The organism is Salinigranum halophilum (genome assembly GCF_007004735.1).
GTDB classification, from domain to species: domain Archaea; phylum Halobacteriota; class Halobacteria; order Halobacteriales; family Haloferacaceae; genus Salinigranum; species Salinigranum halophilum.
In genome coordinates this window covers 542,316-557,856 of the sequence record NZ_SSNL01000003.1, presented here as the reverse complement: position 1 = coordinate 557,856, position 15,541 = coordinate 542,316, and the positions used below count along the sequence as shown (strand labels likewise).

At 58.1% G+C, this 15,541-nt stretch carries 16 protein-coding genes and 1 tRNA gene; 11 read left to right on the top strand and 6 right to left on the bottom strand.

What is annotated here, in order from left to right:
• The first annotated feature begins 4 nt into the window (after nucleotides 1-4).
• The 4 genes from E6N53_RS07470 (at nucleotide 5) to E6N53_RS07455 (ending at nucleotide 3,402) form a co-directional block, all read left to right on the top strand.
• Nucleotides 5-310 (top strand): helix-turn-helix domain-containing protein, encoded by a 306-nt coding sequence (locus E6N53_RS07470; RefSeq protein WP_236642315.1) that lies wholly within the window; start codon nucleotides 5-7, stop codon nucleotides 308-310.
• 123 nt (nucleotides 311-433) lie between these two features.
• A complete protein-coding gene (locus E6N53_RS07465) occupies nucleotides 434-1,132 on the top strand; it encodes a hypothetical protein (protein WP_142858116.1) in 699 nt (232 codons plus the stop codon).
• Nucleotides 1,133-2,110 carry a PD-(D/E)XK nuclease domain-containing protein gene (locus E6N53_RS07460; RefSeq protein WP_142858114.1) on the top strand — a complete coding sequence of 326 codons (978 nt, stop codon included), beginning with the start codon at nucleotides 1,133-1,135 and terminating at the stop codon, nucleotides 2,108-2,110.
• On the top strand, nucleotides 2,107-3,402 hold the full coding sequence (locus E6N53_RS07455; RefSeq protein WP_142858112.1) for a helix-hairpin-helix domain-containing protein: 1,296 nt from the start codon (nucleotides 2,107-2,109) through the stop codon (nucleotides 3,400-3,402). Before E6N53_RS07460 ends, E6N53_RS07455 begins: the two co-directional genes overlap by 4 nt.
• A 190-nt stretch (nucleotides 3,403-3,592) precedes the next feature.
• On the opposite strand, the gene E6N53_RS07450 is transcribed toward E6N53_RS07455, so the two are convergent.
• Both E6N53_RS07450 and E6N53_RS07445 read right to left on the bottom strand, forming a co-directional pair.
• Nucleotides 3,593-3,853: a DUF7386 family protein gene (locus E6N53_RS07450; protein ID WP_142858110.1), complete on the bottom strand. Its 261-nt coding sequence runs from the start codon at nucleotides 3,851-3,853 to the stop codon at nucleotides 3,593-3,595.
• 244 nt (nucleotides 3,854-4,097) lie between these two features.
• Nucleotides 4,098-4,322, bottom strand: coding sequence for a DUF8053 family protein (locus E6N53_RS07445; protein WP_142858108.1), 225 nt, complete (start codon nucleotides 4,320-4,322; stop codon nucleotides 4,098-4,100).
• A 117-nt stretch (nucleotides 4,323-4,439) separates the two neighbouring features.
• Between E6N53_RS07445 and E6N53_RS07440 the strand changes: the two genes are divergently transcribed.
• The 6 genes from E6N53_RS07440 (at nucleotide 4,440) to E6N53_RS07410 (ending at nucleotide 10,270) form a co-directional block, all read left to right on the top strand.
• Nucleotides 4,440-4,829: a DUF8023 family protein gene (locus E6N53_RS07440; protein WP_142858106.1), complete on the top strand. Its 390-nt coding sequence runs from the start codon at nucleotides 4,440-4,442 to the stop codon at nucleotides 4,827-4,829.
• Complete coding sequence (locus tag E6N53_RS07435; RefSeq protein ID WP_142858104.1) at nucleotides 4,826-6,637, top strand: Env/VP5 family phage fusion protein; 1,812 nt, start codon at nucleotides 4,826-4,828, stop codon at nucleotides 6,635-6,637. Before E6N53_RS07440 ends, E6N53_RS07435 begins: the two co-directional genes overlap by 4 nt.
• A gap of 5 nt (nucleotides 6,638-6,642) precedes the next feature.
• Complete coding sequence (locus E6N53_RS07430; RefSeq protein WP_142858102.1) at nucleotides 6,643-7,263, top strand: DUF8063 family protein; 621 nt, start codon at nucleotides 6,643-6,645, stop codon at nucleotides 7,261-7,263.
• On the top strand, nucleotides 7,260-8,096 hold the full coding sequence (locus E6N53_RS07425; RefSeq protein ID WP_142858100.1) for a hypothetical protein: 837 nt from the start codon (nucleotides 7,260-7,262) through the stop codon (nucleotides 8,094-8,096). The genes E6N53_RS07430 and E6N53_RS07425 overlap by 4 nt, the downstream gene beginning before the upstream one ends.
• A complete protein-coding gene (locus E6N53_RS07420; RefSeq protein WP_142858098.1) occupies nucleotides 8,089-9,306 on the top strand; it encodes a hypothetical protein in 1,218 nt (405 codons plus the stop codon). The genes E6N53_RS07425 and E6N53_RS07420 overlap by 8 nt, the downstream gene beginning before the upstream one ends.
• A 568-nt stretch (nucleotides 9,307-9,874) precedes the next feature.
• Nucleotides 9,875-10,270, top strand: a complete 396-nt coding sequence (locus E6N53_RS07410) for a hypothetical protein (RefSeq protein WP_142858096.1) — start codon at nucleotides 9,875-9,877, stop codon at nucleotides 10,268-10,270.
• 269 nt (nucleotides 10,271-10,539) lie between these two features.
• On the opposite strand, the gene E6N53_RS07405 is transcribed toward E6N53_RS07410, so the two are convergent.
• The 4 genes from E6N53_RS07405 to E6N53_RS07390 form a co-directional block, all read right to left on the bottom strand.
• Nucleotides 10,540-12,186, bottom strand: a complete 1,647-nt coding sequence (locus tag E6N53_RS07405; RefSeq protein ID WP_201741093.1) for a DUF7845 domain-containing protein — start codon at nucleotides 12,184-12,186, stop codon at nucleotides 10,540-10,542.
• 498 nt (nucleotides 12,187-12,684) lie between these two features.
• The gene (locus E6N53_RS21725) at nucleotides 12,685-12,909 is read right to left on the bottom strand and encodes a DUF7563 family protein (RefSeq protein WP_142858094.1); all 225 of its coding nucleotides are present in this window, start codon (nucleotides 12,907-12,909) and stop codon (nucleotides 12,685-12,687) included.
• A gap of 175 nt (nucleotides 12,910-13,084) precedes the next feature.
• Nucleotides 13,085-13,158: transfer RNA gene (locus tag E6N53_RS07395), tRNA-Ile, on the bottom strand.
• Nucleotides 13,159-13,221: 63 nt separating this feature from the next.
• Complete coding sequence (locus tag E6N53_RS07390; protein WP_236639581.1) at nucleotides 13,222-13,716, bottom strand: FxsA family protein; 495 nt, start codon at nucleotides 13,714-13,716, stop codon at nucleotides 13,222-13,224.
• Between the two features lie 165 nt (nucleotides 13,717-13,881).
• On the opposite strand from E6N53_RS07390, the gene E6N53_RS07385 reads away from it, so the two are divergent.
• Complete coding sequence (locus tag E6N53_RS07385) at nucleotides 13,882-15,504, top strand: DUF255 domain-containing protein (protein ID WP_142858092.1); 1,623 nt, start codon at nucleotides 13,882-13,884, stop codon at nucleotides 15,502-15,504.
• The last annotated feature ends 37 nt before the right edge of the window (nucleotides 15,505-15,541 follow it).

Genomic DNA, 15,541 nt, shown 5'->3' with positions numbered 1-15,541 from the left:
GTGGATGCAACTGCTCGACGACCGAATTCTCGAAAAGCTCGCGCGGGAGGGCCTCTCGTGGCCGTCACAGATGGCTCGGGACCCTCGCGTGGGTGGTTCGGAGACTCGGGTTCACGAGCGGTGCCAGGTGTTGTGTGAAGCTGGCCTGATTGAGCCGTTTCTCGACGAGCCCGACGTGGAGATGTTCGAGATCTCGGCGTGGGGAATGCTGTATCTAGAGGGCGAGGTTGACGCTGATTTAGATCGTCCGACACCAGGGATGCGGCCACCGGATAAGGTGAGGCCGGGTTGGTGGGCTGGGTTTGGGTGAATTCAAACCCCGTAGCCTTCTGTCGGAACAACTCTGTTTCTGCTGCCGAGGGGATCAGCGCTCGGCGATTTCTATCGTGAGGTAGCTTCTTGTATACGGCATAATAATGGAGTTGTCAGAACGATGGAATCACCACCATTTGCGAGTAACATGAGGCGAATATATCTTGATAAAACATCCATATCTGACCTGGTTGGTCTAATCAAAGAAAATACATATAATAAAGGAGATGCTTATGGATTCAGTATTGATGAAGTAGAGCCCTCTTTGGTATCTGCTTACCTTCTGGTAACTCGACCCGAAGTTAGGCAGGTATATGATGACGATTCCGGCTCAGTTGTCGATGAAGAAATACAAACAGTCGAGACGGTTCCATTCCGGATAGATACGCGGTACAACATACTTGAGGTGTTAGCTGATAAAAAAAGATCTAGTAGTGTGTCAAGCAAATTGGGGCAGTTATCGAGCTGGGGGATTTCAGTAGAGACAATAAACATGTCCCCAAAGAAGGTATTAGACGCAATCCAATTGGACTATCGCACCGAAATCACCTCAATAAAGATATCCAACTATGAGATAGCAGACTCCATATCTGGAGATTTTCAAGTTAATATTGATAATCAGAACGTAGGTGAAAAACTAGTTTCTGAATATCAAGGGAATATATCTTATATCGGTGTTCGAATCGGGAAGTCAAGCGATAATGTCACAATTGGATTGTATGACAGCGGTTCTGTTTTGATTTACAATGATTTGGGTGAATATTCATCAGTCATGGACGTTATAAAGAAGACTATCAGCGGTTCTGAGGGGATGTCATAAATGCCCGAGGATGAGCCTGAAAGAGGGGAGAGAGCAAACAAACGGATTATTGCGGTGCTGGGTGAACTCGGCTGGATACAACAGGGAAAGGAGAACGTTGACATCCCGTGTTCATCCGGAATCCACAGTGATCGGCAGAACGACCACGGGGTAGACGCATATTTCCAGTATAAAGACCCATTCCGTGAACTTGAACGTGGGGTTTTTGTAGAGTCAAAAATTCGAAACTGGGAGTCAGTTAATAGGACGTCACTGAGGAATTTTATGACCCAAACATTGGGAACAATTGAGTGTGCTCCCGAGTCGGACGTGTTCGAACAACGATTGAATTTCGGTGTACCAAGAAATCATAACGCAGGTGTCATTAGTGTGTGGGCACCTGACGATTACTATGATGAAGATTTTGTTAGTTACGTCTCTGATGTAGGGATTCACCGGAAAGAGAGAGGGACTTATGAGATTGCGATTTTAGGAAATAAAAAGTTGAATAGACTTGCGAGAACTTCCAAACAATTCTCTGATTTGAAGAATGAATTCGACCACGAGGCTACAAAGATATACTTTTATTATCCATCTATGCTTGATAAACCGTTTCCAGACAAGACGGAGTCGTTAGCTCTTGAGTCGATAGTTTCCGATTTGATATTTGCAAAGGTTGAGAAGCCAAGAACGATTGACGGAGAGGTGACCGGACACGAGGAGATATTGGTTGTCTTTCACTATGGGGATATGACTGTTGAAGCATTAGAGGTGGTTTTCCAGTCCCTTGTGCTGTATAATCTCCTCAACGTCAACGAGGTTCGAATATATCACGATCCGGATGTTGATCGTGATATGCAAGATATTGACGCGGCTAAGAGACAGTTCAGGAATAATATTGTGCCAGATGATGAGGAGAATCCAAATTTCAACTTCTATGTATTACCCTCGGTGCAGTACGATAACTACGCGGACAGACTAATTGGAGGAAACCAATGAGACAACAGATTATCGAGGAGTATCCATCAGTCAAGGACTTGGAGGTTGTTCTTAAAAATAAGTTAAGCCGAAAGGAATCCCAAGAATTTCTGAAAGAAGAGATGGGCTTCTTTGTACACACAGGGTCTGATTCAGATGTGGCCAAGGTGGGTAGCCACTTACTCTACGACATTGATAGTCTGATACGCCTAAAGCGAAAGTTATCCGCGCGGAACCGAAATGAAAAGTCAACAGCATTTGTCGTGGAGTCTCTGGCATCACTTGACGAAATCGAAGGCGATCTCAAGCGCAGAAAACAAGACGCGGAGGTGTTTGACAACGACTCTAATTTAACTATTTCTGACACAAAGCGGAGCGAAAATGCTGTCAGGGTAGAAATAAGCTATACCCACCGGAAAGAGAATAATCGAAACTTGATGGATGCCAGGAACCGGACGACCTCATTCAAAATAAAAAATACCAACGAAGATAATATTTTTCGGGTAGATCACTCGTTTTTTAATGCGGACGAGTTTACTGCCGCGAAGAATTTATTCGGGGAATGGGACCGGAGGCGGCAAATCAGTGGTGAATCCTCAGTAAGTCGTGCAGATATAAGTCTAGACGCAATTCCGTCACTAGAGGATAGAGTAGACTTCTTTGACGATTTCTTAACATACAATCCAGGGAATTGGGATCTCAGAAACGTCAGCCATCTTGGAGTCCGTCAGGATGAAGACCCCGATGAGAGTGATGAATTAGATTCTACCGGGGAGTTCGAAGATTTGGTTGACAATCATCTATCAAATATCAAGGAACTTGCACTCACGGGACAGAGCGTACGTGAGAACAAGATTGTTGAAAAGTGTATTGAGAATGGGTTCTATTTTGACTCAGCAAAAATCTACTGTGAAAATACGGAGCGAGCTCGAGGTGTAGAGATTACCTTGAGGTTTAAGGAGAAAGGGCGGAACGCATTTGACCTATCAATTACAGGAGAGTATGAACTGGTTTCTGGCGGGAAGAACGAGGACCCCTTTGGTCTACAGTTTCGAAAAACGACGCGACATAAATTTAGAGACGCTGTGGTTGACCTGTACGGGGAGTATAAAGATATGCCAGATTTAATCGAAGAAAGAGGAGAAACCTTCAGTTTCCAAGATTTGCCAGATATTGGATCCACTATCGAAGGGAGGCTAAAAGAAGTGTATGGTAGTGTATCGGACGTAATCGCTGCAGACATTGAGGAACTACAAGAGATAGATGGAATTGGTCCGGCCACAGCAAAGAGAATCAAAGCACTGCAGTCCTGAAAGCTGCTATATCATACTCCATATAAAGACGGTGTTTGATAATTAATCATTGTGTACGAAGGATAATTGCAAAAGTGATTCCGGTCTACTGGAATAGTGATTGAGCCTGACGTGTGTCTCCTTATGCGATTTCTCGAAGATAGAGTTAGTATTTGAAATTTGTAGTTTCAAACTATGGGCCAGCCGACACTCAACGCCACCGACTTTCGATACTCGTCCGATACCGGAGCCCGAGAACGGACGTGTTACAGCAGTCCTTTACTTCCTGCGGCGGGTAGCGGTCCCGAACGGCCTCCAGATTCTCGCGCGATTCCACCAAGTGCGTGAGCGCGGCGTCGAGCACGACCGACATCGGCGGGTCGTCGTCCGGTCCCTCGGCCACAATCTCGGTCGCACGGTCCAACAGTAGCTGCCGGTCGTCAGTGAGTTTCAGACTCGTTCGCTTCGTCATATGAATGAAGGTATGCACCGGGGGTGCGAGCGCGTGGTTCTGAGCTGACTGAGCGTTGGTTCTTCATCTACCCAGCCCACGCCCATGGCGCGACCGCGCTGATCACCCCGGGCACCAGCCCCGATTTTATGCACCTGACCGTTCGACTGGAAGCGAAGGGGTGCATACATCGAGGATGTTGCATACATCTGAGTCGAACCCCACGGGGTCGGATTCGAGAAACCCTCTCCAGACGCTTGCAGCATCACTCGTCCCTCACAAGCGGCTGGAGCGCGTCGACAAGGTCGGGAACCTTCCCGTCGTCAACGAGCCGTACCAGATACGCGTTCCCGTCACCGAGCCGCTGAACGTGTACCTGCTGGTCAATCGGCAGTGCGCCCTCGTCGTCGAGGACGCCGTCAATCTGGAGGTCTCCCTTGTTGAGCGCGACGAGCGGAGTACCGTCGTGATCGCGGAGTTTTCTGAACATCCGACAACCCCGCCCACCCTATCTTACTTAACAGTTTCCACCAGTGACTTTCTCCTATAGGAGAACCTACTCATTGCTTAGTTTTACAGGGTCCCGGGTGGCGGCCGAAACGTCGACATGCAACAGAACATCGACGAAATCGACCTCGGTGCATTGATTCTCGTCCCCTTCATGGGCGCGATTGCACTCGGAACCATCACCCTCGGAGTCGACGTCTTCGGCGGCTTCAATTTCACCGACCTCATCTGGTCCGGTTCGGGAGTCGAACTCTCCTGGGCGGCACTCATCACGGTCCTCGGTATCACGTGGATCGTCGCCACGAACGAACTCGACGGCTCGAACTACGAGCAGTGGGAGTACGGCGTCATCGTCGTCATGTTCGCTCTGGTGCCCGCGTACATCCTCATCCCGCCTGTCGCTGATTTCATCAACAGCTCCGACATCGCGTCGTTCTTCAGCTCGCTCGGACTGAGCGCCGCGACGATATACATCTCCTGGGCTGAGTGATTCAGATGCGACTGCATAACCGGCTCCTGTCGGTTGGTTGCATCTCCTCGGCGTTAGTCGGTGGCTCGCTCCTGCATCCCGTCGTCTCGGGTCAAGTCAAACCAACCACCCACCAAGGCGCGGCTATTGGTCAGGGTCTCGTCCCGGCCGCCGGCCTCTTCGTCGGGCTCGCACTGCTGCTCGGTCTGGTCGCGTTCCGCGCACACATCCCGACCGTCGACCGCGTCGTCTCCTCAACGACGACGAAGCGCGTGGCGACGGTCGCGGTGGTCGCGCTGGTCGTGACGACCACCGCGCTCTCCGGCGTGGGTGGCCCGGTCTCTCCGGTTGGGTCCGCTGAGGCTGGAGTCACTGAACAATGCCAGTTCGATGCGTATCTGACGGATGTTGTCGAAACATCGATAGGAATCCAGCTTGGGCAGTCTGTCCTCTGCCAAGAGGTTCTTGACGGAGACACCGACAACACAACCGCCGTCGACGCTAAGTCGGCTGCGCTGTCCATGCAATCCGGCGTTGATTCGACCACGGCGGCTCGTGAAAACCTCGCTCAAGACTCCCGTTCTGTCGCGTGGATGAAGGCGAAGCTCACGCTTATCAACGAACTGAACAACGGCTCGTCTGTCGCTGAGGCGAAGACGGCTGCAAACCAGACTGTTGAGGACTACTACGCTCTCCAACAGTCTAACCTCATCGAGGACTGGAATGCTCGCGCGTCCCACCTCCTCTATCTCGACAGCGTCCCGAACGTCTCGGTTCACTTCGAGTCCGGTGCCAGCACCTACGAGGTGAACTCGTCGTTCCGCGAGATTGGCGCTGAAACGGAACTCGTCAACGGCTCTCGGAAGTATGCTCGCGCGCTTGCCAGAGACGGCTCCGAGGAGGGCACTGCTCTCTACCCGTACCAGCACATCGCTCAGGCCGACAGCCAGCCCGTCCAAGAGAGTGAGTTCGAAAACGACACGATTCGGACGTGGTGGACAAACGTCGGTGACGGCACTGACGGCCGAACCGACGTCGTCACGGACGAGGGCGAAGTCGAGAACGTCCTCCATGCTAACAACGACTACAACGCCCGATTCACCGCTGCGCAGACTGCCAGCACGCAGGTCAAGGACAACGTTGCTGTGTTCGCTGACGACCTGTTCGCTGCCTACGCCGCTGGTGACATCAACGAAACCGACCTCGCTTCGATGAGCCCGACAACTATCGGCTCGCAAGCTGCTACTGACTACGACTCGACGGGGTACTACGGTTTCTCGAACGCCCAACTCGCTGCTATGGGCCTCGACGGGGACACCAACGCTTCCCACGTCATCGAGACGACTCGCACTGTCGTCAACGAAACTGACGGAACCACTGAGACGCAGAACGTCACTGTCACTGGGACGTTGTTCTACACCGGCTCTGACGGTCAGGTGTTCAACAACTCCTCGACCTACGACCCGGCGAACCTCGGCGGGCAGGTGTACATGACGGTCTCCTCTATTGAGGATACCCAGTCCGGTTCGGCTCTTGAAGCTGACCGCTTCATGCACGTCTCAAATCCGTTCACCATCGTCTCTACCACTAATGCCCAAACTGGTGAGTCGATGGATGCGACCGAAATGGAGGTTCGAGACTACACCACAACCAACACCTCAAACATCACTGAGCAGCTTGACGAACTCCGTGAACTCCGTGACTACTACGAGAGCCAGCAGACTGCTGCTGGTGTCGGTGGTTTCTCACTCAACTTCGGAGGGACCGGAACGGGGATGCTAATCGCCCTCGCTGCCGTCGTCGTCCTGCTCGCCGGAACGCGCGACTAACACCCATGCTCAGGATTTTTTTGATAATCGCTCTCCTCGGAGCCGCCGCGCTACCCGGCGCGGTCGTCGCACAGGAGACTCAGACCGAGACGAACAGCACCACGACCGCCCCGACCGACGCCGCCGAAGCAGCTGCACGGACAGCTGTCGAGAGCGCCGCCGATCAGGAGTCGAGCAGCGATGCGGAGAACCAGACCGAGTACGTGACGGCCGTCGACCCCGTAACGCGCGTCGTTTCCTGGGACTACCAAGACGGCTCCTTCTCGATAGTCTTCGAGACCGACGTCCCGCAACTCATCACGCTGTCGGAGAGTCCCGACGTCAAAGAGGGAGCCGGGACGTTCAACATCAAGCAGGTTCGCGCACCGCCCGGCCGGACGCGCGTTGAGATCGGTGCGGGCGAGGACGCGGGCGCGGCCGTCGTCTCGATCACGACGAGTCAGTGCATCCGATCTGGCTCATGCCCATACATCTCGACTGGAGAGCGGTCGTCGGGCTCACCGTTCAAGCGAACCTCCTCGAGCGCGGGCTGGCTCGGTGGCACGCTCGTCACCGCCGCTATGGTCTCGACGGCCGCGTACCGCCGGAAGAACAAGGAACAGAACGGACCGGAGGACCTCGAATGAGCGAGCCACTCCCGACGTTCGCCAGCAACAAGGACCGAATCACATACCTGCTCGCGGAGTACCGCATCCCACTGTCGGTGATGATCCTCGCAGCGGGAGTCTGGGTCTCATGGGCTCGCCCCGAACTCCCAACCCCGCCACAGGCGCTCGTCGACTTCTCGATTGCCTCGTTCATCATCGCCCTGCCCGCGTACGTCTTCGGCCTCCAGGTCGCGAAGTACCTCCACCAGAAAGGTGGTGTCACTGTCGGCGTCGCAGATCCCGGCACCAACGGGGAAGATGGCGGACCGAACCTCTACGACGCCAAGCGCGTCCCCGAGAAACTCTGGAACGAGAAGACCGTCGTCGGTGCGCCGCCGCTCCAGCCTGACGAGGGCTTCGACTACGTGGTGACGAAGCTGAACTGGTACGAGGAGATTGGTGAACTCGAAGTGCGTGGCGTCGACCAGGCCGCGCTCGAACCCGGTGAAGCGTGGGAGAACGCCAAGCGAGTCGACGAGGTGTTCCTCCACCACCAGAGCATTCGTCGAGCGTACTCGAATCTGAAAGCGACCGTCCACAGCTACGCGACCGAGATACACGAAGCGACGGTCATGATGATGATGAGCGAGAGCGAGAAGTCTCAACTCGGGCCGAAAGTGTCCGTCACCTCGCTGATCGAGGAGATGGAGCAAGACGTCGAAGACCTCCCGAGTGGTCCGACCAACGACCACGACCCACAGCACGCGCGAGTACATGGGCTCGGAGAGTTCGACGGCAATCTCCCGAACGACTCGCCCGAAATAACTGACCAACAGCGACCGATGCTGAACGACGGAGGACAGAATGAGTAACGAGGGCAGAGGCGGTGACTCGTGGGCGTTTTCGGAGTCGAAAGACTGGAAGGACGGCAGACACCGCCGTGCGAACCAGCACGTCCTCCCGCACGCCGGAGAGATACGGAATCGAACCACGCGGCAGGCCATGACGGCGATTCGTCGTGCCTACGAGAAGGCGTATCAGCGCGGTTGGATCGACGACGAGTGGCCTGACCGCTTCGAGGAGACGCAGTTCTACCGCGACGTTCGGGCGTACCACGACACCGAATCGTTCTCTCAGCGGATCGAAGAGGGTGATTCGGACGGGCTCAGACACCACGTCGGGAGCCAATCCGACGAGGTGGACGTGAGCGGCTGGCACGATATCGAACGAATCCGAAACGTCGCCACAGACCGGAACCTCAGGCTGTACATCTACGGCGAACCAGGGAACGGAAAGACGAGATCGGGCTGTCTCGTCGCCCGTCACTGGCTCGACGAGCGCCGCGAAGAGGGACACACAAACGCGCGCGTACTCACGAACATCCGAACGCTTCGAGGAGAAGACCCCGCTATCGAGTGGACCTCGAGCTGGGGTAGCTTCAAACAGAAGGTGTACGCTGACATGGACGACATTCTCGACGAGAACGTGCCGCCGACGCTGTTCTTCTTCGACGAGGCGTCGTCACAGGCGAGCGGGAGCGGGAAGGACGGGTACGAGGCGAAGATGAAGCTCGCTGTCCTCGTCTACAAGATGCGGAAGTTCGGCTGTGCGGTCGTCATCGTCGGTCACGACGGGAAGGACCTCCACCCCGCAGTTCGAGAGCTGTGCAAGGTGCTCCACAAGACGGATAAAAAGAAAGCGCGGTTCTACGCGAGCGTATCGAATCGGAAAGGAAGGAACCCGATCACGCCAGAAATCACGGGATGGCCCGACTCGATGTGGTCTCCCAACGACAAGGACCCGGCCCCGTGGTCGTGGGGTGGCCCAGAGACGGGCGATTCGGACGAAACCGGCGAAGAAATCGCCCGAGACGACGTGTTGCGAGAGTTGGCGCTGTGGACCGTGGTCCACGAGAAGACGAGGGAACTCGGGAAGGACGACGAGAGGCTGTCATTCGAGAAAATCGCCAATAGACGGCTTGGCGGACTGTATTCCGGCGAATGGTGTCGTCGTCGGTGGAACGAATACGACCGTGGAGAGCACGGCGAGACAGTTGGGACGATTCAACAGCTCATCGCATGACTCCGAGACGGTCGATACCTCTCCACCACCAACAGCCCCCCTCCCGGCCCATACGCGCGACTCCCTTCGGTCGTCTTCCGAGACGCATGGGCTGTGCTAACACGACAGAGGGCGGGCGGTCGAATATATATAATACGCGCGAGGGTCGCTGATGCCGTCACATCGAGCGAACCACTACGGCACGATCTGCGAGCAGCGGGCGATGGACCAATACGGGCTCGAACCTGACCGTGATTCCTGGCGAGATGCGCAGCATCCGAACAATTTCCCGGTCGAAATCAAGAGTACGGCGTACGAACACGCAGACGGTCAGCCGGGGAATTTCAAACTATACGAGGCGTACCACCGGAAGCTTCGGCGGCACGATGGGCGGTACGTGTTCGTGGTCTATACACCGACGAAACGAGGGCTCCGTGTCCGGCGGATGAAGATGATTCACTCGTCGCAGCTGCCGCGGCTGTCGTGGCACGGCGGTGGGGGTCATCGAGAGACGAAGCAGGCGAAGATTGGAATCGGAGAGGTATTTGACTGATCTGACGCTTATATACTATCTGTAACACTATCTTGTATGGACTGGTCTGATGGAGTACCGGTGTCCCAGAGACGGGCAGCACCACTGGATGATGTTGTGAATGTCGTCATCGGCGTGTTTGAGTCGGACGATGCGTCCCACGAGGGGATGTACGAGACTATACTAAATGCACTGAAGGAGGCCAACGTGCAGGAGGATAATGTCCTGCTTGAAGTGAAAAGCGACGTAAACGCGCCAACTATAGAAACTACCAATATTGGGAAACCTGCGGATGTGGCTTTTGTCTATGCGTCCGTTGTTAGAGAAGCCCCGGGGTTCAGTGGAGACCGTCAGGTACCATCCGCAGTCTGCAATAGCATAGCCGAGATAATCGAGTCCCGATTGAAAGCTCAGACCGACCTGTCGATCTCTTTCGTCAAAGTAAATACGTAGACAACGGGGCCACCCTATGACCGGCTGGGTTTCACGTGCATCACCTGGAATCGCGGGGCTATGCGGTGTATTTTGATTGAGTGTACCCTTAGGTACACACCCTAAGGAGGTGCTCCCACCCAGTGAGAGCGCCCCGTCCGAGATCGTCGTCGAGACGGCGATTCGGCGTCTCACGAGTTCCACTCGAAAAGTAGGTTCACCGGAAATATAGTGTACAGTATATAAAGAATAGAGAGAACGGTAGTGTTGCCACTCACGACGACACCGCGTCAGCCGGGAATCCGAACGACGTCGTCGCGAGCTTCCGTCAGGAGGCGCTTCACGTTCGCTGTCACCGTCCCTCCAACCGAATCGAACACCACGCGAGCATTCCGGAAGACCGCACCGTCACGCCCGGCCTCACGCCACGCGATGTATCCGTAGTTCAGTATCTTGGGCGCGTACTCACCGGTTCCACTCTTCAGCTCGGTCATCAGCGTCCGAATCCGAATCGTCGCGCGACCGTCCTCACCACCCTCGTCGACGAGCTCGGCCGCGTACCGATTCAGCCAGTTCTGCCACGCACGACCCTTTCGCTCTAGATCGCGCGGGTCGACCGACAGCACGTCTTCAATCGCCCGTGCCGTCGTCTCGACGACGTCGTTCGCCACGCTGAGGACGTCCTGAACGCGCTCGGCAATCTTCGCGCTCACAAACTGCACGTTCCCGTTGTCCGAGTCGAGCAGTCCACCGAGGCGGTTCAGCACGCGGTAAATCGTCGATGAGCTCCAGTCAGTCTCCTCCTCGAGTTCGTCGACGTGCCACCCACCGTCAGTGAGAGCGATGCTCTCCAGGACGTCGTGGTCCGCGTCGGTTAGTCGAGAGAGCGTCCGGAGAATGACGCTGTCCTGCTCGCGCTCAATCTCCGGCGTCGGGTCGTCGTACAACGCGACGTCGCGCTCAGATGCGACAGGCGCGAAGTGGTCATCTTCGACGAACCAGCCTCCCGGCTTCGTTGGGACACCTGCCCACTCCAGGAGGTTCATCAAGTTCTCCTCGACCTGCTGGTTCAGCTGGTCGACTTTCGACCACGGGACCGAGTTCCCGTCGTTCCACTTCTTTTTGAACAGGAAGCCCACCTTCGGATGGTACAGCGGATCATCTTCTCCTCTCTCGCCCACGTGCTCGGGGTGGTAGTGCTTGAACTGCCCACCAGTTCGCCAGCCAGAGAGCACCTGATTCACTGCTTTGGTGTCGAGTCGGACCTGGTGGTTGTGGCCCACGATATCTCGATTGTCCGCTGAGTAGACGATCTTCGAGCCCTCCACGTCCGCGACCGTGTGGAAGAGTCGGTGAAACACGCCGTCCGACCGGACGATTTTGTGTGCCTGTTCGCGCTGGAGACGGACGTACCGCTCTAACTGCGTGAGACAGGAAAACTCGTGAAGCTCTCCGTCGAAGAACTCAGCGTTCCACCACTGTGCGAGCGAATGGAACACCTTCATCAGCAGCTTCGGAATCAGGTTCTTCGTGTCTGTGGGCTCGATGTTCACGGCCTTCTCGACGCGGACGTTCACCGACTCAGGCGTGGCCTCTGGAACCGTTTGTGGGTACCGCTCTGGGTCGTTCCAGTCGAGACGCGGCTGGAACAGAAGTGCGAGCGTCTGTCGGTCGTCTTCTCGCGCGACTTGGGCGTTCAGTCGGTACTCGTACAGCTGCTCGACGTTGTCGGTCTTGCGGGGTTCGAGCCCGCTCTTCTGGTGCGACAACGAGACGTCCCACGGTGTCCCGTCGACCTCGACGAGAACGTTCGACGCTCCACCGCCGATGCCATTGTCACTGAATATCTGCCTGAGCGCCCAGTACGGCGTGTCACCGTCGTCGGCGTACAGAAGGTTCCCAGACCACTCGTGGACCTGACTCGCGACGTGCGCCACGCTCAGGCCCCTCCCTCGGTCTCCGCGCGCTGGCGACGTCTCGTTGTTCGTGAGTAGGTCGACGAACGCTGCCCACCGTCACGGTCAGCCCAGACAGCAACGGACTCTGTAGACGGGATTTCGTCGTGAGGAGTCGCGGTCGCGAGTTGGTCGTCTCGGTCACCGTGTTCGATGAGCTCTCGGTTCCGCTCCTGGATCCACTCGACGACAGTCTCACGAGGTCCGCGCTCCAGCTCACGCTCGACGCGAAGCCACTCGACGATAACGTGCTGATAGTCGATTCCACGAATGCGAGCGTGGGCGAGACGGAGATATTCGAGAACCGCGTAATCGAGGAATCGAGCGGGGTCTTCACCGATCTGCTCGCGAACGGCAGGGAACCGCTCTCGGTCGCGAGACGGTCCGCCGTTCACTGGCCCTCACCGTCCGGACGCGACCAGGTGAACGACTGTGGCTCGCGACGCTCGACGTCGTACAGTCGTGATGCTCGGACGAACGTCACGCCGGTTCACCCCCGTGGCGACCCTCCGCGATTTCGGGGTCAGGAACGTCGACGTCGAGCCCGGCTGCAGACCCTTTGGAGATGCGAATATGTGTGTCACACTCGGTGCAACGGTGGGCTCGTCGCTGCTCGTCACCGAAGACGCGACAGAATCGGCTCGTGACGTGCGCTCCGCAGTGGAGACACTCGTTTTCGGGGGTTCCGGCCGAGAGCGGCGTCACGCCGACACCCCCGTTTCGGCTAACCCAATCGCCGGACGGCGGTGACTACCGCAGCAAAAACTAACGAACTTAACATCGCATAGACGCCTCTCAGAATTGCTTAAGTGCCGAGATTGGGTGGCTGGGGAGTTGTCCCCACCAATCTCCTCCGACCGAGGGCCGGAGGGTATGGAGGTGGGCCAACGCGGATTTGAACCGCGGACCTCCCGGTTATCAGCCGAGCGCTCAACCTGACTGAGCTATTGGCCCAGGTGAGCGCATTCAGTCGTTGCGCGCTGGTTTGTTTAAGGGTTTCCTTTCAGTAGCGCGTCGTCACCGGTTATCATCGTTCACGGTTCCGCCGTCAACGTCGACGTACTCGCTCGAACCGCTCACGTTCTCCTGTGGGAAGCCGGCCGTCCAGACGTTCCCGGAGACGAACCCGTCCATCCGCTTGTCGAGGTACGGTTTCACGACGACACGTTTGAGCACCTCCCGGATGGGGTAGCGCGTCACCGGGACCGCGAGGAGGAAGCCGATGGTGTCGGTGACGAGCCCCGGCGTGAGGAGGAACGCGCCGGCGGCGATGAGCAGTGCCCCGTCGAGGAGTTCGTTCGTCGGGAGGTCACCCGTCTGAACCTTCCGCTGGAACGTGCGGAGCGTGTGTCGTCCCTCCGCACGGACGAGCAACATCCCGACGAGCCCCGTCAGCACGACGAGGGCGACAGTGGCTTTCCACCCGACGAAGTCCGAGACGACCACGAGGAACAGCGCGTCCGCCAGGGGAATGAGCAGGAGCGACGCGATGAGCCAGCGCGTGCGCGGCATGTGTCGAGTTTGCTGGTCGGGACGCATAGCCTTTCTGCACTGCGCGTCGGGTCAGAGCGGGGACGGACGGTGAGCACTCGCCCCCGGCGCGTGAGCGTGTCGCGACCCGGCGAACGGAGGGGGAAATCCCGAGGGGCTTTACCCCTCCACCTCCCAGCCGCGAGTATGAACGACGAGGGCGCAGCGGAGCCGGCGGTCGGCGTCGACTGGCGCGAGTGGGGCGAAGCGAGTTTCGCGGAGGCACGCGAGCGCGACGTGCCCGTGCTCCTCTCGCTGACTGCGACGTGGTGTAGCGCCTGCCACGAGATGGACCGCGAGACGTACGCGTCGCCGCGCGTCGCCGCGGTGATTCGAGACGGCTACGTACCGGTCCGGGTCGACGTCGACCGTCACCCGAGGGTCAGAGAGCGGTACAACATGGGCGGCTTCCCGTCGACGGTGTTCTGCACGCCCGCCGGCGAGGTGCTCACGGGGACGACGTATCTCGGCCCGGACGGGATGAAGCAGGTACTCGACCGGATGCGCGAGACGTGGACCGAACGGGGCGAAGCGGCGGGGAGCGTTCCGCGCGCGCTCGCCGGCGACCCAACGCCCGCGGGCGAGGTGACGACGGCCATCGAAGAGCACCTCGCCGGCCAACTCGGCGTGCAGTACGACCACGACTTCGGCGGGTGGGGCACCGACGCGAAGTTCCCGATGCCCCGAACGGTCGAGTTCGCCCTGAAACGCGAGCGCCACCAGGCGCTGTCGACGCTCGACGTGATCGAGCGCAACCTGTTCGACGAGGTCGACGGCGGGTTCTTCCGCTACGCGACGACCCGCGACTGGAGCGAGGTCGAGCGCGAGAAGTTGCTCGCGACGAACGCGGCGCTCGTTCGCGCGTACGCGAACGGCTACCTGTACACGGGCGACGAGCGGTACCGCGAGACGGCGCGGGCGACCGTCGACTTCCTGACCGACGACCTCTGGACGGGACAGGCCGTCGGCGGCAGTCTCGGCCCGGCCGCGGAGTCCAACTACTACGACCGCGCCGACGAGGAGCGCGCCGACGCCGCCCCGCCACGGCGTGATTTGACCGTCTACGCCGGCGACAACGGCCTCGCGGCGGAGGCGCTTCTCACCCTCTCCGCGTACACGGACGACGACGACGCGCGCGAGGCCGCCGAGCGAATCCTCGACCATCTCGAACAGGAACTCCTCGACGACGGCGTCGTGACGCGCTATCGTGACGGCGGCGAGACGGGCGAACAGGGACTGCTCGCCGAACAGGCCCGTGTCGCGGCCGCCTTCTGTCGGGCCGAACAGGTCCTCGGCGAGGGCGTCGAGACCGCACGGGCCGTCGTCGACCACGCCATCGAGACGCTCCACGACGACGGGTCGTTCCGTGACGGGCCCGCCACGGGTGCGGGCCTCGTCGACCGCCCGCTCCGACCCATCGACGACAACGTCGACCTCGCGGAGGCCTGTCTGGACCTCGCGGCCCTGACGGGCGAGGAGACGTATCGAGAGGTCGCCCGTGACACCGTCGCGGCGTTCGCCGGGGCGACAGAGCGGATCGGTATCCAGGTCGCTGGCTACGGTGCCGTCGCGGCACGGCTCTGTCGGCCGGACCTCGTCGTCGAGGTGCCACGGGGGAGCGACCTCCACCGGGCGGCCCACCGCATCGCCGACCACGAGAAGGTCGTCGTCCCCGGTTCGGACGACGCTGCGACGGTCCGTGTCGGCGACGACCGGCGGACGGCGACAACACCGAAAGAGTTGATGGACGCGGTCTCGGCGCTCCAGTGACCCGATAACAGGCGCTCTGAGGTCGCACGCCGGCCAG